The sequence below is a fragment of the Mycobacterium sp. PS03-16 genome (assembly GCF_004570325.1).
Taxonomy (GTDB): Bacteria; Actinomycetota; Actinomycetes; order Mycobacteriales; family Mycobacteriaceae; genus Mycobacterium.
The window spans coordinates 1-19,949 of sequence record NZ_SPQO01000058.1; the positions used below are offsets into that span (position 1 = coordinate 1).

Sequence of the window (19,949 nt, forward strand, 5' to 3'; positions counted from 1 at the left end):
CGAGGGCGTGTTGGCGGTTGAGGGCGCGTTCGTAGCGGGCGGCCAGGTGGCCGAGTTGGCGGCCGGTGAGGGTGTGGTAGGGCAGGGCGGCCAGGGCGTCGGTGGCGCGTTCGAACGCGCTCACCGTGGCGTCGACGTCCTCCCATTCCATGCCTCGAACACTAGTTCGAGGGTCCGACAAAACCGGTCCACCGAGTGACTGCTGAAACCAAAGTGAGGCAAGTTTTTTCGCCACATCACCCGCGCACGCTCACCCCACGACGAGCGTGCGCTGAGTGCTGCCCGGCACCGGCGTGTCAAGGAACAAACACGCACCCTCGCGTGAAATGGCCGGACCCGGAATGGCGATTCACGGCCAGACGAAGTGCTCCACGGTGGAAGGCGACGAGGCGGCGGGCGAGACCTCAGGGTAGAAGCGCCGACAGCGCGGTATTGGCGTCCCGCTCGACGAGCAGCGGGATGAAGTCGCGCACCGGCCGACCGTCGCAGTAGACGTGCTTCTTGTGCCGTTCCGTGAGCCCGGTCATGGCGACTCCTCCGCACTGGCCACGGTCAATCCGGGCCCTCGTCTTGATCAGCAACGATGGGCGCTGTTGCCGATCGCGAAGCCCTGAAATCTGTTCACCTTCACGGTGTATAACGCAGCCTTATGGGTAAGTGAACGCCGGGTGAACGTTCGTAAGGGAGTCGTCATGAATGTTGTCAATGGTGCAGTGCGCGCCGTGACCCGGACTGCGGACGCCACCACCGCCGCCGCGGGTGCCGTCAGTGGTGCCGCGATCAACGGTGCAGTCGGCGCACTGCGCGGCACCGCCGCCGGCGTCCGCGACGGAGTCGGGAAGGGAAGTCACTCCACGGCGGCCGCGGCGCTGACGCTGGGCGCCGTCGGGGCCGCCGGTCTGGTCGAGTGGCCGATCCTGCTCGCCGTGGGGGGCTCGGCACTGCTGGTGCATCAGCTCAGCCACCGGTCCAACGGCGACCGGGAGCCTGCTCCGTTGCGTTCGGTGCCCACCGCGACCGACTCCGCAGGCTCCGGCTCCTCCGGAACCACCTCGACGTCCGCCTCGAAGCCCCGTAAGACCACGCGGGCCCGGCGCAGTACCAGCCAGTGAGGGGCGTTCTCGGACGGCTCCTCACCACCGCCGCGACCGCCGTCACCGTGCCGGTCGCGGTCGGTGTGGCGGCCACGGCGGTCGCCCTCGAAGCCGGCGCCAAAGTCGCGACCTCACCCGGCCGCCAGCTGAGAAGGCTGCCGCTGACCGACCCCTCCGCGATGGTCGGCGCCGCGAAGGAACTCGTTGGCGGACAACCGGTCCGGCGCTGCTGGCGCGACGACGACCACTGCTGGATCGAGGTCCGCGGACTCCATGCCGACCGGGCCCGAGAACTGGCCGGGGCCGTGCTCGACCGCATGACGTCCACGCCGGGCGTGCGCAGTGCACAGCTCAACGTGCCGCTCTCGCGTGTGGTGGTCCACGTCGAGGCGGACGGTCCGACTCTGCGTGACCTGTGCGCGGCCGTCGCCGACGTCGAACGTGACCACCACACCGACGGCAACGCCGAGGAGGTGCCCCCGACCGATCTGCCCGCCGACGGGATGGCGATCGCCGGGCGCGCGCTGGGGTCGGCCGCCAACGGCGTCAGCCTGTGCGTGGCACTCGCCGGTCGCGCGCTCATGTGGCCTGCGTTGCCGACGGGGCTGACCGCGGCCGTGACGCTCGTCGACTACCAGCCCCGCCTGCGGTCACTGGTGGAACACCGCCTCGGACCGGTCGCCGCCGACACCGCGCTCGCACTGTCCGCGGCCACCGTGTACGCCATCACCCAGTCCCCGACGACGGTCGCGGTGGAGTTCCTGCGCCACCTTTCCCAATTCGCCGAGAGCAACGCCGCCGCCGGTGCCTGGGAGCAGCGCGCCGGCCTGCTCGCCGAGTACGCCGACTGCCCCGAGGCGACGCCGCACGCACCGCGGCCGGTCCCACTGCCGCCGGGTCCGATCGAGCGGCACGCCGAGCGCAGCGGGATGGCGCAGGGGGTGGCCGCCACGTCGGTCGGGCTGCTCACCCGCAACCTCAACCTGGCCGCCACGGCTGCCGTGGTCACCGCGCCCAAGGCCGCGCGCAATGCTCGGGAGGGCTTCTGCAGCACGCTGTCTCGCGGGCTGGCCGATCGCCACGGGGTGCTGCCGCTGCGGCCGAGCGCGCTGCGGATGATCGACCGGATCGACGCCGTGGTGGTCGACCCGCGGGTGCTGTCGACCGAGCGGCTGCGGGTCGGGCGCATCCGTGACGTCGCCGACCGCGACCGCGCGTCGGTGTGGCAGCGGGCCCAGGACCAGATCACCGCGGGCGCGCTCGGCGCCGGATGGCATCCCGCGTCCACGGTGGCGCGGAACGGCAGCGGTCCGGACCGCGGGGAGGTCTTCGTCCGCCACGCACATGATCCGCTGGCGGCGAGCGTGCTCGGCCAGATCCGGCGCGCCGACGCCGAGGCCGTCTCGGTCGATCTCGAAGACCTCGACGATCTCCGCTCCTCCTTCGACGAGCTGTACCCGGTGACCGATTCGGTGGACGACGCCCTCGCCGACGCCGTCGAGTCGCTGCAGCGCGACGGCCGCACGGTGGCGGTGCTGTCCGCCGGCGCCGCCCGCGCGCTGGCCGGCGCGGATCTGGCGGTCGGCGTCCTGCCGGCCGACGGTCCGCCGCCGTGGGACGCCGATCTGCTGGTCGACGACCTGACCGGGGTGTGGCGGATCCTGCACGCGATCCCTGCCGCGCGGCAGGTGAGTCAGCGCGGTGTCGACCTCGCCACCGCGTCGACGCTGCTGGGCGGACTGCTGATGATCCCCGGAGTCCGGGGCCGCGGGCCCGGTCCGGTGACGGCGGGCGCGGCGGCGGGTCTGCTCAGCGGGGTCCGGTCTGCGCGCGACGTACTGCGCACCGAGACGCCGGCCCCTGCGCCCGAGCAGGAGTGGCACGCCATGTCGGTCGAGCAGGTGCGCGACGCCCTGCCCACGCCGGAAAGAACTGTGCCCAAGCCGGTTTCGCGGCTGTCGGCGACGGCGAAGGCGTCCGCGGGCGCGGTCGGCAGCGTCAGCGGGCCGGTCCGCCGCACCGCGGGCGAGCTGATCGGCGCCGTGCGTCAGGAGCTGTCCGATCCGCTGACGCCGGTGCTGGCGGTGGGGTCGGCGGCCAGCGCACTGCTCGGGTCGCCGGTCGACGCGGTGCTGGTCGGTTCGGTGCTGACCGGTAACGCGGTCCTGGCGGCCACCCAGCAGGTGCGGGCCGAACGGCTGCTGCGTCGGCTGCTGGCCCGCCAGGATCCGCCGGCCCGGCTGGTCAACGGCGAGGGCTTCGACACCGTGGAATCGGTGCGGCTGCGGCCCGGCGACGTGATCGAGGTCCGGCCGGGTGAGGTGGTGCCCGCCGACGCCCGGTTGCTGAACGTCGCCGAGCTGGAGGTGGACGAATCGTCGCTCACCGGTGAATCGCTGCCGGTGCCCAAACAGGTCGACGCCACCCCCGGTGCGCCGCTGGCCGAACGCACCTGCATGGTCTACGGCACCACGACCGTCGTCGCGGGCACCGCCCGCGCGGTGGTGACGACCGTCGGCGCGCAGACCCAGGCCCGCCGGGCCGCCGAACTGCCCGGCGCCCAGGGCTCGGCGGTGGGCCTGCAGACCCAACTGCGCGAATTGACCAACCGCGCACTGCCGTTCAGCTTCGCCGGCGGTGGCCTGGTCACCGGTCTGAGCCTGCTGCGGCGGGCTCCGCTGCGCCAGGCGGTGAGCAGCGGCGTCGCCGTCGCCGTCGCCGCGGTTCCCGAAGGTCTGCCGCTGGTGGCCACGCTGGCCCAGCAGGCGTCGGCGCGCCGCCTCACCCGGGCCGGCGCACTGGTCCGCACTCCCCGCTCGGTGGAGGCGCTCGGCCGGGTGGACGTCGTCTGCTTCGACAAGACCGGGACGCTCAGCGAGAACCGGCTGCGGGTCACCCGGGTGGAGTCCGCCGGCGGGGTCGCCGACGAGGACATCCTGCGATGCGCGGCGCGGGCCACTCCGCCGAAGAACGGTGAGCGCCACGAACACGCCACCGATGCCGCGGTCGCCACCGCCGCACCGGAAGCCGTTCTGGACAAGGACGATGCGGTGCATCTGCCGTTCCGGTCGGGTCGCCCCTTCTCGGCGACCATCGCCGATCGCGAGCTGTCGCTCAAGGGTGCGCCCGAGGTGGTGCTGGCGGCGTGCGCGAACCTCGACCCCGGAATGTACGACACCGTTTACGCGATGGCCGAGAGCGGGCTGCGGGTGATCGCGGTCGCCCGGCGCACGGTCAGTACGGCGCAGGCGCGCAAGGCGGCCGACGACAGCGACGCGTTCGCCGGTCTGTGCGGCCGCGGCCTGGAACTGGTCGGACTGCTGGGCCTTTCGGACACACCGCGCGAGCAGTCCGCCGAACTGCTGGAGACGTTGCGCCGCCGACGGATCGGGGTGCGGCTGATCACCGGTGACCATCCGGTGACCGCCACGGCGATCGCCGCCGAACTGGGCATGCCGGTCGACGGCGGCCAGGTGATCAGCGGTGCGGAGTGGGAGGCGCTGCCCCGCCGCGCCCAGGAGACCGCGGTGCGGGAGAAGTCCGTGTTCGCGCGGATGTCGCCCGAGCACAAGGTCCAGATCGTGCAGACGCTGGAACGCACGGGCCAGATCTGCGCGATGGTCGGTGACGGCGCCAACGACGCCGCGGCGATCCGGGCGGCAACCGTGGGGATCGGTGTGGCCTCGCACGGCAGCGACCCGGCCCGCACGGCGGCCGACGTCATGCTGCTCGAGGGGCGGATCGGCGCGCTCGCCGACGCGCTGGACGAGGGTCGGCAGCTGTGGCGGCGGGTGCAGGCGGCGGTGTCGGTCCTGTTGGGCGGCAACGCCGGTGAGGTGGCGTTCGCGATCGTCGGTACCGCGCTGACCGGCCGCTCGCCGCTGAACACACGCCAGCTGCTGCTGGTCAACATGATGACCGATGCGCTGCCGGCCGCCGCGCTGGCAGTCAGCCCGTCCAACGGAGCCGAGGGCGACGCCGGGCACGGTCCGGACCGGGCGGCGCTGTGGCGGACCGTCGCGATCCGGGGCACCACGACCGCCGCGGCGGCCACCGTCGCGTGGTTCCTGGGCGGTTCGGTGGTGGGTTCGAGGCGGGCGTCGACGGTCGCGCTGGTCGCGCTGGTTTCGACGCAGCTGGGGCAGACGCTGATCGACTCGCACAGCCCGCTGGTCGTCGCCACGGCGCTCGGGTCGCTGACCACGCTGGGTGTGCTGATCAGCATTCCCGGGGTCAGCCACCTGCTCGGCTGTACACCGCTGGACCCGCTGGGCTGGGCGCAGGCGCTCGGTACCGCCGGGGTCGCGACGGCAGCGGCCGCGATCGCCCCGCAGATGATCGAGCGGCTGCCGTTCGGGATCAGGATCGGCGCAGACGGTGCGGAGGAAGGGAATTCGCATGGCTGGTGAGACAACGCATGCCGACACCGTGGAGCGGGTCCGCCGGGCGCAGACGTTCGCGGTGGACCTGCCGGTGCTCGGCAGGGTCAGGATCCCGCGGCCCGAGCAGTTGGCCTTCTACGGGGCACTCGGCGGGCTGGCCATCGCCGGGGTCATCGAGTGGCCGGTGGCACTGCTGCTCGGGGCCGGTCACGTGCTGTTGCAGAACGAACACAGCCGCGTGGCGCACGAGATCGGCGAGGCACTCGAGGAGGCCTAGGCTCCGTGACTCCCGGTCGAGGGTGGGCGGTCGCCACCGGCAAGGATGGCTGCCGTGCTGGGAGTACTCGAAGCGTTCGCCGTCATCGCCGTCGTGATCGCCGTCGGCGCCCTGGTCGGACGCACCGGCGTGCTCGGCGACAATGCCCGCACGGTGCTCAATCGCGTCGCGTTCCACATCGGGGTGCCCGCGCTGCTGCTGCTCAACCTGTCGCAGGCGACGCTCTCGCAGATCTTCTCCCCCTCGCTGCTGGTGTCGGGGCTGGCTGCGCTGGGGGCTTTCGGCGTCTGCTTCGCCGTACTCACCCTCATCAGGCGGCGCGACCGGGCGGACTCCACCATCGCGGCGTGGACGGGTTCCTACGTCAACGCGGGCAACCTCGGGATTCCGCTGAGCGCCTACGTATTCGGGAGCACCACCGAGATCTCCGCGATCATCCTGTTCCAGTCGCTGGTGATGGCGCCGATCGGGGTGGCGATCCTCAACTCGACCGTGACACCGCGGCGCTCGGCCGGGCGGCAGGTGGTCGCGCTGGTGACCAACCCGATCATCGCGGCCAGCGTGATCGGGGTGGCGCTGGCCGCCGCCGGGCTGCCGATCGAGGGCGTGGTCGCCGACCCGCTGCGGCTGCTCGCCGATCTCGCGATCCCCACCGTGCTCATCGCGTTCGGGATCTCGCTGAGCAGCGGGACCCGCGACATCCCGCCCGGCAATCGCGTCGACCTCGCGATCGTCGTCGTGTTCAAGATCCTGCTGATGCCGGCGGCCGCGTTCGCGCTGGCGCGCTGGGGGTTCGGCGCCGACGACGAGCACGTGCTGCTGGTCACCGTGCTGGCCGCGCTGCCCGCCGCCCAGAACCTCAACACCTACGCCGCGGTGTACCGCCGCGGCGAGTCCCTGGCCCGCGACGCCACGCTGGTCACCACCGCGGTGTCGGTCCCGGTGATCACCGGCATCGTCGCGCTGCTCGGTTAGCCGGCCCGGATTCGGAGGCGCTACCGTCCGTGACATGACCGCCGCCGTGGAAGCCGCCTGACGATGGCCGAACGCGTCACCTTCGCCGCCACCACCGGACCGTCACTGGCCGGGCTCGTCGACGTCCCGTCCGGCGAGCCGCGCGGGTGGGGTGTCTTCGCCCACGGGTTCACCCTGGGCAAGGACTCACCGGCCGCCAGCCGGATGTGCAAGCAGCTCGCCGCCGAGGGCATCGGGATGTTGCGCTTCGACAACCTCGGCCTGGGTGACTCCGAGGGCGACTGGGGAGACGGCTCGTTCTCCAACAAGGTCGCCGACACCGTGCGCGCGGTGGAGTTCATGAACGGCACGGGCCGCGAGGTCCGCCTGCTGGTGGGGCATTCGTTCGGTGGCGCCGCCGTGATCGCCGCGGCCCATCAGTGCCCCACGGTGGCGGCGCTGGCCAGCGTCGGCGCGCCGTTCGACCCGGCGCACGTCGAACACAACTACGACGCGTTGATGCACCGCATCGAGAGCGACGGCGAGGCGCCGTTCCTGATCGGCGGCAAGGCGCTGACCCTCAAACGCCACTTCATCGAGGACGTGCGGGCCACCGATCTGGCCGAGCGGATCCGCACGCTGCGCCGTGCGCTGCTGGTGATGCACTCGCCGACCGACAACACCGTCGGCATCGAGAACGCCAGCGACATCTTCCGCACGGCCCGCCACCCCCGCAGCTTCGTCTCGCTGGAGGGCGCCGACCACCTGCTCACCGGCAAGAACCAGGCCGCGAGGGCGGCCCGCATCATCAGCGCCTGGGCCGACCCCTATCTGTGACGGCTCACGCCGAGCCGCCCGGACCGTAGAGCCGCGCGATGTCGGGCGAATCCAGCCAGCCGGAGTAGGTGGGGCGTTTCGGCCAGCCGTCGGGGGAGTCCTGCCACTCCTCCTGGCGGCCCCACGGCAGCAGGTCGATCAGCGGGAACGTGTGGCTGATCTGTTCGGTGCCGCGGCCGTCGGAGTACCAGGTGCGGAACACCGTCTCCTGCCCGTCCGCGTCGGTGGCGCGCAGGAACACATTGATCCCGAAGCCGGCGCCGGGCGGGACGCCGACGTCGGCGCTGAACGTGCTCTGCGACGACGAGTACCAGTCCATCTTGTTGCCGACCTTCTCGCGGTAGGCCAGCGCCTCCTCGATGGGGCCGTTGGTCACGATGACGAAGCGGGCGTCGTAGTTGTCCAGGAACTCCAGCCGGGTGTACTGCGAGGTGAAGCCGGTGCAGCCGCCGCACTGCCACTCCGCGCCGTCGGACCACATGTGGTGGTAGGTGATCAGCTGCGAGCGGCCCTCGAACACGTCGGCCAGCCGGAGCGGGCCGTCGGCGCCGATCAGCGTGTACTCCGGCAGCCGGACCATCGGCAGCCGCCGGCGCTGCGCGGCGATGGCGTCCAGTTCACGGGTCGCGGCCTTCTCGCGGCGCCGCAGGTCGTCGAGCGCCGCCTGCCAGGTCTGCGGGTCGACCTCCGGTGGCAGGGCCTGGGTCATGGAAGGGGTGTCAGTGGTCATCGCGGTCTCCGTCCTGATGGGTACAGCGTCTTCCATACGGACCCGGTGAGTCCGCGGAATTCATCGCGGCGGCGCGATACTGCCTGCGCTGGACGCCCAGCCCGTCGATCCCGAACTCGCCGGTGTCATCTGCACCTCACGGCACCGGCGACGTGATCCGTCCCCGGCGCTTCGGCGACCTAGAATCGTGTCGCTGTCGGCCGGCGCGGTGGAGGTGACATTGTGGCGATCACGGTGGGCGACGCCGCGTCGCTCGAGGCCGTGCTCGACCTCGCCGCGCGCGCCCCGTCGGTCGGCAACTCCCAGCCGTGGCGGTGGCGGGTCGCCCCCGACGGGGTGCACCTGTACGCCGACTGGGCCCGTCGCCTCGGCGACACCGACGCCGACCGGCGCGATGTGCTGCTCAGCTGCGGCGCCGTCCTGGACCACTGCGTCGTGGCACTGGCCGCGCGGGGCTGGCGACCCGCGGTGCGGCGGCTGCCGGACTCCGCGGACACCGGGCACCTCGCGATGGTGGAGCTGATCGGGGCGCCCCCGGACCCGACCGGCGCCAGACTCGCCGACGCCATCGCCGGCCGTCGCACCGACCGGCGCCCCTACCGTCAGGATCCGATTCCGGCGGGGACCCTGGAGTCGTTCTACGCGGTCGCGGCGCGGCTGGGTGTGGAATTCGGTGTGGTGCCCCGGATGCGCTGGACGCACGACGGCGGCGACGGGGTGGCCTTGCGCTATGGCGAGAACGCGGTGGCCGGTGCCGATCGCAACGGCGGCGACGGGGCGGCGCTGATCGGGCTCGCCACCGCCGACGACGACGAGCGCGCCGCGTTGCGGGCCGGGGAGGCGCTGAGCCGGATCGCCGTGTCGGCCGCGGCGATGGGGCTGGCGTCGTGCCCGTTGACGGCGCCGCTGCACCGCGTCCGCGACCGGCTGGCGCTGTCGTGCGACCTGTTCGAGGGTGAGCTGTATCCGCAGGCACTGCTGCGGGTGGGCTGGGCGCCGGCCGACGGGCCGCGACCGGCCGGCGGACCCCGGCGCACCGTCGCCGAGACCACCGTCTGGGACCTCGGCTCAGGCTGAGGCCTGCGGCGGGAGTTCGTCGATGAGCTCGTCGAGGTAGCCGCCGGCTTCGCGGCCGGCACGCTCGACGTCGCCGGCGGCGATGGCGTCCACCAGTCCCTCGTGCCGGATGCGGCGCGGATCATGGGTCTGGCTGGTGGTGGCGACGCTGGCGGTGATCACCTCGGTGAGCCCGCGGTAGAGCTCGCCGAGCACCCCGTTGTGGGAGGCGTGCATCACCGCGGAGTGCAACGCGGTGTCGGCGCGGACGAACTCCGCCTGGTCACCCGCGGAGTGCAGGGCGTCGCGCCGGGCGAGCAGTTCGCGCATCGCGGCGAGGTCGTCCTCGGTGCGGGCGGCGGCCGCGAGGCGGGCGCCCTCCACCTCCAGGCACCGCCGCACCTGCAGGACCTCACGTAGTTCGGTTCCGCACAGTCGGCGCAGCGCACCGGACACCTCGCTGGTGGCGCGGACGTAGGTGCCGTCGCCTTGGCGCACCTCGAGGATCCCGCTGTGGGACAGGGCGCGGATCGCTTCGCGAACCGTGTTGCGGCCCACCCCGAGCGCGGACACCAGCGCCGGCTCGGTCGGGATCCGAGAGCCGACCGGCCATTCGCCGGAACTGACGGATGCGCGCAACTGCTCGATCACCTGGTCGACCAGGCCGGCGCGGCGCGTAGTGGCCAACGGCACACGAAACTCCATTCATCCAATCATGGGATGTATGCGAGAATACCTCGGTGAATCCCAGTCCGCGTGGTAACGCCGCGCTGCGCGCCGACGGCGATCTCGTCCTCGATGAGACCGCCCGACCGGCGACCGGTGAACGCGTCGCGGGTGGGGTGCTGCTCACCGTCGCGGTGGTGCTGACCGCGCTGAACCTGCGCCCCGCGATCACCAGCGTGGGGCCCCTGCTCGGCGAGATGCGGGGATCGCTGGGGGCTTCGGCCACCTGGGCGGGTGTGCTGACCACGCTGCCGGGGCTGTGTTTCGCCGCGGCCGGGCTGGCCGCACCGTGGCTGGCGCGGCGCATCGGCCTGCGACACGCGATCGGCGCCGCACTGGCGGTGCTGATCGGCGGCCTGCTCCTGCGCGTCGTCGACGGCCCGTATGTCGTGATCGGCGGCACGCTCGTCGCCACCGGCGGCATCGCGCTGATCAACGTCCTCATTCCGGTGGTGATCAAGGGTTCGTTCCCGGCGCAGGTCGGCCTGATGACGGGGATCTACACCGCGGCGCTGCAGGGCGGCGGCGCGCTGGGTTCGGCCGTGACGCCGCCGCTGGAGTCCGCGTTCGGCGACTGGCGGGTGGCGCTCGGTGCCTGGGCGGCGCTGGCCGCGGTGGCGCTGGTGGTGTGGCTGCTCGCCGCCGGTCACATCGCCGCGGGCGCCCAGCCGGCGCGCGCGGTCAAGGGTCGTTCCCTGCTCCGTAACCGGTTGGCGTGGACGGTGACGCTGTTCTTCGGCTGCCAGTCGCTGCTGGCCTACGTGATGATGGGCTGGCTGCCCGAGGTGTTCATCGACAACGGCGTGAGCAAATCCACCGCGGGCCTGCTGGTCGGTCTGATGAGCCTGATCGCCGTGCCGATCAGCATCTTCATCGCGCCGATGGCGGCGCGCTCGGCGAGCCAGAGCGCATGGATCGTCGGTCTCGGGGTGTTCGGCGTCGCCGGGGTGATCGGGCTGATCATCGATCCGGGCGCCGCGCCCCTGCTGTGGAGCATCCTCGTGGGCCTCGGGCTGAGCGTGTTCTCGCTCGCGCTCACGGTGATCGCGCTGCGTGCCCGCACCACCGAGGACACCGCACAGCTGTCCGGGATGGCGCAGGGCTTCGGCTATCTGCTGGCCGGGCTGGGCCCGTTCCTGTTCGGGTTCCTGCACGACCTCACCCACGGCTGGACGGTCCCGTGGCTGATGGTGCTGGCGGTCTACCTGGCGCAGATGTCGATGGGCGCGCTGGCCGGCCGCAACCGCTACGTGTGACGCGCTAGCCGCACAGCTCCTGCACACGGCCGTTGAGGTCGTCGATCTCGCGTTCGAGCGCCTGCTGGGCCGGGTCGTCCTCGGGGGCGCCCGCCATCGCCGCTGCGCCGAACCGCATCAGGGTGTGGGCGAAATCCTCTGCCGCCGAGGCGAGTTCGGGCGGTGTCGCGGGACCGATCGTCGACAGCAGGTACTGACCGCCGCCCAGCAGCGCCACCCGGGCATTGGCCGCCGTCGCCAGCACCCCGGTCACATCGGCGTCCCCGCCGGGGGACCGCAGGTGCGTATTGGTCGCCACGCCGGTGCGCACCGTGGCATACGCGGTGCAGACGGCGTCCCCCGCGGCCGTGCGGGCGGCGTCGTCGTAGGACGGGGTGCGCGACTGCCAGAAGGTCCAGGCCGAGAGCGCCAGCGCCGCGGTGCCGAACACCAGCGCGACGGCGGCCAGTGCCGTGGCCCCTCGTGATCGCACGGCACCGTACGGAGGTGGGACCGGCATGGGTCCACAGCTTAGTGGCACGGGCGTCCCGAGAACGTCCCGGCACTCGCGCGATCGCGCCGACAGCTGGCATGGTGACGGGATGGGTGGACGAACGTGGTGGATCGCGGTGGTGGCCGGATGTGCACTGGCCGGTGCGGGCACGGCGCACGCCCAACCGGCCGAGCCCGGTGGTGAGGACCACCTCGTCGGCCCGACCGCGGCCGGGCCGCCGCCGGTGGACCAGCCGTTCTCGGTCGGTCCCGCGGCCACCGACACCTTCGGCGGCTACCTGCCCGACGCCGCGACGCTGACGGCGTTCGACGTCGAGGACCCGGTGATCGGCCGGCTGGATCCGGCGCTGCTCGCCGCCACCCAGGAGGCCACCCGCGCCGCCGCCGCGGAGGGGATCGAGGTGATGGTCACCTCGGGCTGGCGCACACCGGGGTTCCAACAGCGGCTGTTCGACGACGGGGTACGGACCTACGGCAGCGTGGAGGCCGCGCGCCGGTTCGTGGCGTCCCCGCAGACCTCGATGCACGTGGTCGGCAAGGCCGTCGACGTCGGGGGTCCCGACGCGGCGGCGTGGATGGCCCGCAACGGATCACGCTTCGGGTTGTGCCAGGTGTACGCCAACGAGCTGTGGCACTACGAGCTGACCGCCGACGCCGCGGGCCGCTGCCCGCCGATGAAGCCGAACGCGGCCGGCTGACCGACGCCTCAACGCCGGGAGTACTTCAGATACAGGTAGTCGTCGTGCGTGACGACATGGTCGAGCCTCAGTTCCCGCGGCGCGGTGAGCGCCCGGCCTCCGTCGCCGACCGGTTGCACACCCGCCAGTTTCGGCGCCAGCGTCACGCAGATCTCGTCGATCAGATCGGCCGCGACCAGATGGTCGAGCAGGGTGGGACCGCCCTCGCACAGGATCCGGCGCAGCCCGCGCTTGCGTAGCTGCGCGACCAGTCCGGCGACGTCGACGCGGTCCTCGCCGGCGATCAGTACGTCGCGGCGGTCGTCGCGCGGGAACCGCGGATCGTGGGCCGAGCGCGCGGTGGTCACCAGGATCGGCCGCTGTGCGGGGTCGGCGAACAACGACTCCGGCAGCCGTCCCGAACCGCTCACCACCGCGATCGGCGGCGGGTCGGCGCGCTCGATCCCCGCGACGCCGAGGCGGACGGGGCCGTAGCCTTCGGCGCGCGCGGTGCCCGCGCCGACCAGCACGACGTCGGCCAGCAGCCGCAACGCCAGCAGCAACCCGTGATCGGTCGGGTCCGACAGCGGGCCGGCGCGGCCCGCGAACGCGGCGGCGCCGTCGGCGCTGAAGATCATGTTGGCGCGCACGCCCGTCGGCGGGTCGGTGTAGAAGCCGACCAGTTCGCCCAGGTCCGCGGCGGCGGCCACGTGCGTCACGCGGGATGGCCCGGTTCGAAGTCGCGGACGTCGGCGAAGGTCACCCATGCGCCGAGCTCGGTGGGCGGGCGGCCGTCCACCGGCTCCAGCAGGTGGCCGACGTGGTCGCCGACGTCGAAGCGCCGCACGATCTCGCCGACGAACCAGGCCCCGGCATCGTCGAGGATCGGCATCCCGGCCGGCCCGGCATGCCAGGCGCAGCGGCCGAACTTGTCGATCTCGTCGCCGGTCTCGGTGCCGAACAGCTCGGCGAGCCCGAGGCGGTCACGTGCGACGACGTGGACGGCGAGGTGCGTGGCGTCCTGCGCCACCCGGAACGTCTTGTTGCGCCGCGACAGCCCGACCAGGAACCGGGACGGGTCGATGCTCGTCTGACTGGCGAAGCCGACCAGGCAGCCCGACGATTCCGTGGCCGAGCGGGTGGTGACGATGAACATCGGATAGTCCAGCAGCGCCACCAGCGCTTCGAAGGCTCTATCCGACATCGGTCCCCGGCATCAGTGCAGTATCGCGGCCGGGCGCCGGTCGTGGGGCCCCGCCATTCGGTAACGTCATTCTCAAAAAACGGTAGCATGACTCTCATGCGGGATGGCTGGACCGTTCGGTGACCGCCGGGGTGGCGGGTTCGCTGATCCTCACCTCCGACTACCGCGTCGCGGATCCGTCGCGGGTGTGGCCGCTGCTCGAGCGGCGCCGCGCCGACCTGGCGGCCCTGGGCGCGCACCATGTCTTCGTCCACACCTCGGTGAGCGAACCCGACCGGGTGCTGGTGACGATGGCGCTGCACACCGCCCAGCCCGTTACCGAACTGCTGCGCTCGCGGGTCTTCTTCGACTGGTTCGACGCGGTCGGCGTCGACGACCTGCCCGCCGTCTTCGCCGGCGAACTCGTCGAACGCTGTCACTTCGACGAGTGGACCAGTGCGCCGCCGCACGTGGTGATCGTCGGTGTCACGGTCGTCGACGATGTGGACGCGCTGCTCGACCAGGTACGGCGCACTCAGGACTTGTTCGCGCGCAACGGGATCAAGAACATCTGGATCTTCCGGGCGCTGGACAACCCGCACGAGGTGATGTTCCTGCAGGAGATCGACGACGAGGCAGGCGCGCGCCGCTGGCTCGAGCGCCCGGAGACCGCCCGCCGGTGGCTGCACGAGGCGGGCGTCGGCGCCTATCCACCGGTGTTCGTCGGGAGGCTGCGCAACGCCATGCGAATCGAGGACGCCGAACGCGCGGGCGGCGGCTGATGTTCGTCTGCCTGTGCCTGGGCATCACCAACGAGACCGTGGCCGCGGCCGTCTGCGCGGGCGCCAGGACCACCAAGCAGGTGGCCGGTGCCTGCGGGGCGGGTTCGGAGTGCGGTCGGTGCCGGCGCACGGTGCGGGCCATCATCGCCGCGCACGCCGCCGACGTGGCGATCGCCTCCGACGTGGCGACCGAGCGCCTCGGCTGACTCGCCCGGTCAGCCGGGCAGCCGCGCGAACTCCGCGGCGACGTCGTGGGTGGCCCACAGGTTGAGCACGTTGGTCAGCATCTGCAGCGGTGCCCGCAGGCTCTCGTCGCCGGCGATCCGCAGGTCGAAGCGGGTGGTGTCCGGGCCGGCGTCGGGCAGCCGGGTGCGCAGCAGGGCCGGGACGTCGAGCAGCCAGGTGGCGCCCATGACGATCGCGTAGAGCACCACGAACCGCCGCAGCGTCGCCGGGTCGAGGTCCGGACCGCCCGCCTCGGCCGCGACGGCGCAGAACAGTTCGCAGAACTCGTCGAAACACTCGTCCCACATGGTGGTTTCGGCCGCGGACAGCGACCCCCACAGGGCCATCGCGACGTTGAGCCGGCTGACGCAGCCCCAGTCCAGCAGCCCGCAGTGCAGAGTTCCGACGCGATCGCGCCAGAACCACGCGTTGTCGACGTTGGCGTTCCAGTGGCTCAGCGCAAGGTAGTCCGACGCCTCCGCGAGCGCTCGCCAGACCGCGTCGGAGCCGAGCCGCACCCGCCGGGCCTCGACCGGGAGTCGCCCGAGGAAGTCCGCTGCGCGGACACGTTCCGGCAGCAGCCCGGGATGCGTGACGGCGAAGTCGGCGAGCTGCCGCACCCGTCGGTCCAGTTTCTCCGCGGGCACCGGCGGCGGTTCGGCCACGGTCGCGGCGCGCAGATCGACCGGGAGCGCGTCGGTCAGCCCGGCGGGCAGCGCCCCGGACCGATCGGCGCCCGCCAGCTGTGCCAGCGCGGTGAGCAGGGCCCGATAGTGCCCGGCGGCGTCGGGCATCGTGTAGTCCAGGCACTTGTGGTATTGCGGCTCGATCCCATTGTCGCCGAACGTGATCCGCTCAGCGATCAGAATGCCGGTGCCGGTGGCGGTGTGGTAGTCGGCGAACTGCGGGCGCGGCACGGCCACCGGGAGGTCGACGGCCATGGCCAATCGGGCGAAGGCCACTTCACCGGCCATCTGGGTGCGGCCGCGGTCGCGCACCGGGTCGTCGAGATCGCGGGAGAACTTCACGAACAGGTCCGTGCGCAGCGCGGGCTGTGGGCGGGCGTAGGTGACGTCGAGCAGCATCTTGCGGCCGGTACTGCCGCCCGTCACGTCCCCGCAGCGCGCGACCGACACCACCCGGTTGTCCGCGCCCAGCACCCCGGCCGCGCGGAAGGCGTCGGTGAGGAACGCCGGACCGCCGTCACGCAGCGCCGCGGGATGGGCGGGGAAGCGCACGCCGACATGGTCGCCGGTGACCCAGCCGTCGGTCACCAGGTCTGCTCGGCGGCACGCACCAGCATGTGGTTGACCGCGACGCGACGGTCGCGGGTCACCATGTAGCCCACCGCATCCGCGATGTCCTCGGCGCGCAGGGCGACCATCCCGGCGGTGCGCGCCGCGAACGCGGCCCGCGCCTCGGCGGGCAGGTGATCGCTGATCTCGGTGTCGACGGTGCCGGGACCCACCACGCCGACCCGTACGCGTTGACCGATCAGTTCCTGGCGCAACCCCTCACTGAACGCGTTGACCCCGAACTTGGTCAGCGAATACACGGCGGTGCCAGGGCGGGCGACCCAGCCCGCGGTCGAACTGATCGTGACGATGTCGGCGACCCCGCGCGGCGCGTCCGCCGCCGCGGCGACCAGATGCGGCAACGCCGCCCGCGTCACGTACAGCACACCCTGGACGTTGACGCCGACCAGCTGGTCCCAATCCCGCAGCGGCGCATCGACGGCGGCGCCCATCCGCATCAGCCCGGCGTTGTTGACGAGAATGTCGAGCCGCCCGAACGCCCCGACGGTCGCGTCGACCGCCGCGCCGACCGCGGCCGCGTCGGTGACGTCGGCGGGCACGGTCACCGCGCGGCCGCCTGCCGACGCGATCTCGTGACGGAGGTCGTCCAGCCGGTCGGCGGCGAAGGCCGCCACGCGCGAAGCGAGCAGGGGCGCATCTCCGGACGCCGTCAGCAGTGCGCGGCTTTCGGCGACGCAGCGGGCAACGGTCTCGCGGCTGAACACGCCGCGGTAGCGGAGGGCGAGGTCGTCGACGACCCGCTCCCAGTCGGGATCGTGGGTGGAGGGCGAACCAGCGCCGAGCAGCGCGAGCACGCGCTCCCGCCCATCGGGGTGCAACGAGTACCAGACGCGGCGCCCCTCGCGCTCACGCACGACGAGCCGCTCCCCGTGCAGCGCGGCCATGTGATGGCTCACGGTCGGTTGGCGCAACCCCAGGTCTTCGGCGAGGCGGCCCACCAGCGCGCGACCATCGGGTGACGCGGCGATGAGCTGCAGGATGCGCGCGCGCGTCGGGTCTGCGAGCACGCTCAGGTCGGACGCCACCACCTGCGAAGCCATAGACGCAAGTCTATGTTTCTGAGCGCGGATGCTGCCCGTTCGCTCCGCTCAGATGCCGTTCACGCCACACTTCGCGGCCCGAGACGCGGGAGGCGGCGACCCAGCCCGCGTCGAACTGCTCCCACGAGGGCGTCGCGGTTTCGAAGGTGGCCTCGCCGCCGGCGATTCCCGCAGCGAGGATCGCCTCCACGCGCGGCCAGTCCTCTGCCGTCATCGGTCGGATCCGGGTCATGAGCAGCAGGCGTCCCCGCCGAGGCCGGTGGAGCACACGCCCGTCGCCGGAAGGGTCAGCTGCACGCGCGTCGCGGAGCGCATGTCGCCGTCGATCCAGGCCGTGACCGAGCGCACCTGCTCGTAGCCGGTGGCAAGCAGGAACGTCGGCGCACGACCGTACGACTTCATCCCGACGAGGAAGAACCCGGGCTCCGGGTGGCGCAACTCGTCGAATCCGTGGGGCTCGACGGTGCCGCAGGAGTGGACGTTCGGGTCGATGAGGGGGGCGAGCCGGGCGGGGGCTTCGACCACGTCGTCCAGCTGCAGCCGGATCTCGCGCAGCATCCCGAGGTCGGGGCGAAATCCGGTCGCGTTGACGACGAGATCGGTGTCGTGCACGGCCGGCTCGCCGCGTCGCATTCCCGCGAGTCGCACGCCGGCGCCCTGCTTCTCGAGCCGGGCGATCTCGAACGAGTCGATCTTCTCGATCGCGCCGGCGGCGACGAGCTGATCGACGCGCGAGCCGAGGCGTGCCCGATCGGCGAGCTCGTCGTCAGCCGACGAGGAGACGCGGACAGCGGAGGCGTTGCGGATGAGCCACGTCACCCGCGTGCCCGGTGCGGTCGCCGCCAGTTCGGCGAGGGCCAGGAGGGTGTTCGCCGCCGAGTGCCCCGCACCGACCACGGTCGTGTGCGAGCCCGCGAACAGGGCGCGGTCGGCGCCGCGCACGTCAGGCAGGGCATGCAGCACCCGCTGCTCGAGATCGCCGGCGCCGAGAGGCTCCAGGCCCGACGAGCTGAGCGGGTTCGGGGAGCCGTAGGTTCCGGATGCATCGATCACCGCCCGCCCGGTCATCTCCTCGAACCGTCCATCAGCCGTCTCGATGCGAACGAGGAACGGGGTGTGCTCGCGGCCGGCCGTGCGGGTGCGGTCCATGCCGTCGCGGGTCACCGCGACGACGCGCGAGCCCAAGCGGATCCGGGCGCGGATCGGCTCGAGGTCGGCCAGCGGCATGAGGTAGTCGTCCACGAGCTCTCCCCCGGTGGGCGCGCGACTCTCGTCGGCCGGCGCCGCCCAGCCCGCCGCCTCGAGGAGTCGGCGCGACGCGGGATCGATGAGGTGGCGCCACGGCGAGAACAGCCGCGTGTGCCCCCACAGCCGGATGGACGAGGCGACCCGGTCGCCGGCCTCGAGGATCGTGAAGTCGACGCCCCGCTCGACGAGGTTCGCCGCGGCCGCCAGCCCGATGGGCCCGGCGCCGATGATCACGACGGGCAGCGTGGCGAGACGGTCGGTGACCGCCGCACGCGGCGTGAGATCGAGCAGAGTCATGGGAAACCTCCGTGCTATATCGATGAACGTCGATGGCCAGTATTCGCCGTTGTATCGATACTTGTCAATATCGACTATCATCGATGTATGGTCACGATGCTCGCGGTCACCGACGTCACCGCATCCGGCGCGACATGCTGCCCGCCGCTGTCCAAGGAGCCGCTTGCGCAGACGGATGCGGAGCATCTCGCGTCCACGTTGAAGGCCCTGGCCGACCCCGCCCGGCTGCGCCTGCTGTCGATCGTCGCGGCGTCGGAGGCGCAGGAGGCGTGCGTGTGCGACCTCATCGAGCCGATCGGGCTGTCTCAGCCGACCGTGTCGCACCATCTGAAGGTGCTGACCGAAGCCGGTTTTCTCACCCGCTCCAAGCGCGGGACATGGGCGTACTACCGCCTGCAGCCCGAGGCACTCGCGGGCGTCGCCGAGTTCCTCGCCGTCTGAACACTCCCCGAATGCGTCAGCTCAGCCGGTCGAGCAGCTGCACGGCGGCATGCGCGTACTCACTGATCCACCGATCGTGGATGCGCTTGATCGGAAGCGGAGCAAGCGCGAGTTGACGCTCCCGGCCGACTTTCCGGCCCGTGACGAGCTCCGCATTCTCCAGCACGCGGAGGTGCTGCAGCACGGTCGTGCGATCCACCTCCGGGAACAGCTGACACAGCGCGCCGGTGGCGCGCGGCTCCTCCTTGAGCGCATCCAGCATCCGTCGACGGAGCGGGGACGCGAGAGCTTTGAACACGAGATCGTCGTCGGAGGCATTGACCGTCGACTTCGTCATGTTGTAAAAATACAACATGTCTGAGGAACTGACCGAGCTGTCGTTCACCGTGTCGGGCTACATCTCCCGTCCGGCCGCCGAGGTCTACGAGGCGGTCGCCGACCCCGACCAGCTGTCGCAGTACTTCGCCACGGGCGGCGCACGCGGACGCCTCGAGCCGGGGGCCGACGTATCGTGGGACTTCGCCGACTTCCCCGGTCGCTTCCCGGTGACCGTGGTCGAGGCCGACCCGCCACGGAAGATCGTCATCCGCTGGGAGGGCGCCGAGTCCACCGAGCCCGACACCACCACGACCTTCGAGTTCGAGCCTGTCGACGACGGCGCGCGCACACTCGTGACGATCTCCGAGTCGTCGTGGAAGCCCACACCGGCCGGCGCGAAGAGCGCCTTCAGCAACGCCTCCGGCTGGACCGGAATGCTCGCCGCGCTGAAGGTGTGGCTGGAGCACGGTCTCAACCTGCGCGAGGGCTTCTACAAGTAGGCGCGCACGGACGCCGCCCTCGCCTCTGAGTCACACGCGTTAACAAGAGGTGAAACGGTGCGTCACACCGTCGCTTCGCGGGTCCCGCCGGGATAGCGTGGGGGCCACATCGCGGCGG

Annotated in this window: 23 protein-coding genes and 1 pseudogene; 12 read left to right on the forward strand and 12 right to left on the reverse strand. The window is 72.0% G+C overall.

Annotated features, from left to right (window positions below; all coding sequences use genetic code 11):
* Positions 1-404 precede the first annotated feature (404 nt).
* The gene (locus tag E4P42_RS27620) at positions 405-527 is read right to left on the reverse strand and encodes a three-helix bundle dimerization domain-containing protein (RefSeq protein ID WP_256371217.1); all 123 of its coding nucleotides are present in this window, start codon (positions 525-527) and stop codon (positions 405-407) included.
* A 165-nt stretch (positions 528-692) separates the two neighbouring features.
* Here E4P42_RS27620 and E4P42_RS25985 point away from each other — a divergent pair, with 165 nt between their 5' ends.
* From E4P42_RS25985 to E4P42_RS26005, 5 genes are all read left to right on the forward strand, one after another.
* Complete coding sequence (locus E4P42_RS25985; RefSeq protein ID WP_135129512.1) at positions 693-1,112, forward strand: hypothetical protein; 420 nt, start codon at positions 693-695, stop codon at positions 1,110-1,112.
* Positions 1,109-5,503, forward strand: a complete 4,395-nt coding sequence (locus E4P42_RS25990) for a cation-translocating P-type ATPase (protein WP_245234241.1) — start codon at positions 1,109-1,111, stop codon at positions 5,501-5,503. The genes E4P42_RS25985 and E4P42_RS25990 overlap by 4 nt, the downstream gene beginning before the upstream one ends.
* Positions 5,493-5,753: a hypothetical protein gene (locus tag E4P42_RS25995; protein ID WP_135129514.1), complete on the forward strand. Its 261-nt coding sequence runs from the start codon at positions 5,493-5,495 to the stop codon at positions 5,751-5,753. The genes E4P42_RS25990 and E4P42_RS25995 overlap by 11 nt, the downstream gene beginning before the upstream one ends.
* A 54-nt stretch (positions 5,754-5,807) precedes the next feature.
* The gene (locus tag E4P42_RS26000) at positions 5,808-6,728 is read left to right on the forward strand and encodes an AEC family transporter (protein ID WP_167759639.1); all 921 of its coding nucleotides are present in this window, start codon (positions 5,808-5,810) and stop codon (positions 6,726-6,728) included.
* Between the two features lie 63 nt (positions 6,729-6,791).
* Positions 6,792-7,544, forward strand: a complete 753-nt coding sequence (locus tag E4P42_RS26005) for a S9 family peptidase (RefSeq protein WP_135129518.1) — start codon at positions 6,792-6,794, stop codon at positions 7,542-7,544.
* A gap of 4 nt (positions 7,545-7,548) precedes the next feature.
* Here the strand turns inward: E4P42_RS26005 and E4P42_RS26010 are convergent, their stop codons facing one another.
* A complete protein-coding gene (locus E4P42_RS26010; protein WP_135129535.1) occupies positions 7,549-8,253 on the reverse strand; it encodes a DUF899 family protein in 705 nt (234 codons plus the stop codon).
* A 243-nt stretch (positions 8,254-8,496) separates the two neighbouring features.
* Here E4P42_RS26010 and E4P42_RS26015 point away from each other — a divergent pair, with 243 nt between their 5' ends.
* Positions 8,497-9,351: a nitroreductase gene (locus E4P42_RS26015; RefSeq protein ID WP_135129520.1), complete on the forward strand. Its 855-nt coding sequence runs from the start codon at positions 8,497-8,499 to the stop codon at positions 9,349-9,351.
* Here the strand turns inward: E4P42_RS26015 and E4P42_RS26020 are convergent.
* A complete protein-coding gene (locus tag E4P42_RS26020) occupies positions 9,343-10,023 on the reverse strand; it encodes a FadR/GntR family transcriptional regulator (protein ID WP_135129522.1) in 681 nt (226 codons plus the stop codon). The genes E4P42_RS26015 and E4P42_RS26020 overlap by 9 nt on opposite strands.
* 77 nt (positions 10,024-10,100) lie before the next feature.
* On the opposite strand from E4P42_RS26020, the gene E4P42_RS26025 reads away from it, so the two are divergent.
* Entirely contained in the window at positions 10,101-11,312 is a 1,212-nt protein-coding gene (locus E4P42_RS26025; RefSeq protein WP_135129536.1) for an MFS transporter, read from the forward strand.
* 4 nt (positions 11,313-11,316) lie between these two features.
* Here E4P42_RS26025 and E4P42_RS26030 read toward each other — a convergent pair whose 3' ends face one another.
* Positions 11,317-11,784 (reverse strand): hypothetical protein, encoded by a 468-nt coding sequence (locus E4P42_RS26030; protein WP_245234242.1) that lies wholly within the window; start codon positions 11,782-11,784, stop codon positions 11,317-11,319.
* A 109-nt stretch (positions 11,785-11,893) separates the two neighbouring features.
* Between E4P42_RS26030 and E4P42_RS26035 the strand changes: the two genes are divergently transcribed.
* Positions 11,894-12,502 (forward strand): M15 family metallopeptidase, encoded by a 609-nt coding sequence (locus E4P42_RS26035; RefSeq protein WP_135129525.1) that lies wholly within the window; start codon positions 11,894-11,896, stop codon positions 12,500-12,502.
* Between the two features lie 8 nt (positions 12,503-12,510).
* Here E4P42_RS26035 and E4P42_RS26040 read toward each other — a convergent pair whose 3' ends face one another.
* On the reverse strand, positions 12,511-13,248 hold the full coding sequence (locus E4P42_RS26040; RefSeq protein ID WP_135129526.1) for a pyrimidine reductase family protein: 738 nt from the start codon (positions 13,246-13,248) through the stop codon (positions 12,511-12,513).
* Entirely contained in the window at positions 13,197-13,685 is a 489-nt protein-coding gene (locus E4P42_RS26045; RefSeq protein WP_135129527.1) for a flavin reductase family protein, read from the reverse strand. The genes E4P42_RS26040 and E4P42_RS26045 overlap by 52 nt, the downstream gene beginning before the upstream one ends.
* A gap of 119 nt (positions 13,686-13,804) precedes the next feature.
* Between E4P42_RS26045 and E4P42_RS26050 the strand changes: the two genes are divergently transcribed.
* The gene (locus tag E4P42_RS26050) at positions 13,805-14,446 is read left to right on the forward strand and encodes a fatty-acid--CoA ligase (RefSeq protein ID WP_135129528.1); all 642 of its coding nucleotides are present in this window, start codon (positions 13,805-13,807) and stop codon (positions 14,444-14,446) included.
* The gene (locus tag E4P42_RS26055) at positions 14,446-14,652 is read left to right on the forward strand and encodes a bacterioferritin-associated ferredoxin (RefSeq protein WP_135129529.1); all 207 of its coding nucleotides are present in this window, start codon (positions 14,446-14,448) and stop codon (positions 14,650-14,652) included. Before E4P42_RS26050 ends, E4P42_RS26055 begins: the two co-directional genes overlap by 1 nt.
* Positions 14,653-14,661: 9 nt before the next feature.
* Here the strand turns inward: E4P42_RS26055 and E4P42_RS26060 are convergent, their stop codons facing one another.
* The 5 genes and pseudogenes from E4P42_RS26060 to E4P42_RS26075 all read right to left on the reverse strand — a co-directional run bounded on the left by E4P42_RS26060 (position 14,662) and on the right by E4P42_RS26075 (position 18,572).
* Entirely contained in the window at positions 14,662-15,945 is a 1,284-nt protein-coding gene (locus E4P42_RS26060; RefSeq protein ID WP_135129530.1) for a hypothetical protein, read from the reverse strand.
* The gene (locus tag E4P42_RS26065; protein WP_371287088.1) at positions 15,942-16,781 is read right to left on the reverse strand and encodes an SDR family NAD(P)-dependent oxidoreductase; all 840 of its coding nucleotides are present in this window, start codon (positions 16,779-16,781) and stop codon (positions 15,942-15,944) included. Before E4P42_RS26065 ends, E4P42_RS26060 begins: the two co-directional genes overlap by 4 nt.
* A 15-nt stretch (positions 16,782-16,796) precedes the next feature.
* A pseudogene (locus E4P42_RS27755) lies at positions 16,797-17,027 on the reverse strand (ArsR/SmtB family transcription factor); the annotation flags it as partial.
* Between the two features lie 10 nt (positions 17,028-17,037).
* On the reverse strand, positions 17,038-17,241 hold the full coding sequence (locus E4P42_RS26070) for a hypothetical protein (RefSeq protein ID WP_209305885.1): 204 nt from the start codon (positions 17,239-17,241) through the stop codon (positions 17,038-17,040).
* Between the two features lie 14 nt (positions 17,242-17,255).
* Positions 17,256-18,572 (reverse strand): NAD(P)-binding domain-containing protein, encoded by a 1,317-nt coding sequence (locus tag E4P42_RS26075; protein ID WP_135129531.1) that lies wholly within the window; start codon positions 18,570-18,572, stop codon positions 17,256-17,258.
* Between the two features lie 87 nt (positions 18,573-18,659).
* Here E4P42_RS26075 and E4P42_RS26080 point away from each other — a divergent pair, with 87 nt between their 5' ends.
* On the forward strand, positions 18,660-19,013 hold the full coding sequence (locus E4P42_RS26080; RefSeq protein WP_135129532.1) for a metalloregulator ArsR/SmtB family transcription factor: 354 nt from the start codon (positions 18,660-18,662) through the stop codon (positions 19,011-19,013).
* Positions 19,014-19,029: 16 nt separating this feature from the next.
* Here E4P42_RS26080 and E4P42_RS26085 read toward each other — a convergent pair whose 3' ends face one another.
* Positions 19,030-19,350 (reverse strand): helix-turn-helix transcriptional regulator, encoded by a 321-nt coding sequence (locus E4P42_RS26085; RefSeq protein WP_245234243.1) that lies wholly within the window; start codon positions 19,348-19,350, stop codon positions 19,030-19,032.
* A gap of 16 nt (positions 19,351-19,366) precedes the next feature.
* On the opposite strand from E4P42_RS26085, the gene E4P42_RS26090 reads away from it, so the two are divergent.
* Complete coding sequence (locus tag E4P42_RS26090; protein ID WP_135129533.1) at positions 19,367-19,831, forward strand: SRPBCC domain-containing protein; 465 nt, start codon at positions 19,367-19,369, stop codon at positions 19,829-19,831.
* The last annotated feature ends 118 nt before the right edge of the window (positions 19,832-19,949 follow it).

Coding starts and splice junctions, on each gene's coding strand:
- E4P42_RS27620 (WP_256371217.1), bottom strand. CDS start 527: ATGACCGGGCTCACGGAACGGCACAAGAAGCACGTCTACTGCGACGGT.
- E4P42_RS25985 (WP_135129512.1), top strand. CDS start 693: ATGAATGTTGTCAATGGTGCAGTGCGCGCCGTGACCCGGACTGCGGAC.
- E4P42_RS25995 (WP_135129514.1), top strand. CDS start 5,493: ATGGCTGGTGAGACAACGCATGCCGACACCGTGGAGCGGGTCCGCCGG.
- E4P42_RS26005 (WP_135129518.1), top strand. CDS start 6,792: ATGGCCGAACGCGTCACCTTCGCCGCCACCACCGGACCGTCACTGGCC.
- E4P42_RS26010 (WP_135129535.1), bottom strand. CDS start 8,253: ATGACCCAGGCCCTGCCACCGGAGGTCGACCCGCAGACCTGGCAGGCG.
- E4P42_RS26035 (WP_135129525.1), top strand. CDS start 11,894: ATGGGTGGACGAACGTGGTGGATCGCGGTGGTGGCCGGATGTGCACTG.
- E4P42_RS26040 (WP_135129526.1), bottom strand. CDS start 13,248: ATGGGTGACCTTCGCCGACGTCCGCGACTTCGAACCGGGCCATCCCGC.
- E4P42_RS26045 (WP_135129527.1), bottom strand. CDS start 13,685: ATGTCGGATAGAGCCTTCGAAGCGCTGGTGGCGCTGCTGGACTATCCG.
- E4P42_RS26055 (WP_135129529.1), top strand. CDS start 14,446: ATGTTCGTCTGCCTGTGCCTGGGCATCACCAACGAGACCGTGGCCGCG.
- E4P42_RS26070 (WP_209305885.1), bottom strand. CDS start 17,241: ATGACGGCAGAGGACTGGCCGCGCGTGGAGGCGATCCTCGCTGCGGGA.
- E4P42_RS26075 (WP_135129531.1), bottom strand. CDS start 18,572: ATGACTCTGCTCGATCTCACGCCGCGTGCGGCGGTCACCGACCGTCTC.
- E4P42_RS26080 (WP_135129532.1), top strand. CDS start 18,660: ATGGTCACGATGCTCGCGGTCACCGACGTCACCGCATCCGGCGCGACA.
- E4P42_RS26085 (WP_245234243.1), bottom strand. CDS start 19,350: ATGACGAAGTCGACGGTCAATGCCTCCGACGACGATCTCGTGTTCAAA.
- E4P42_RS26090 (WP_135129533.1), top strand. CDS start 19,367: ATGTCTGAGGAACTGACCGAGCTGTCGTTCACCGTGTCGGGCTACATC.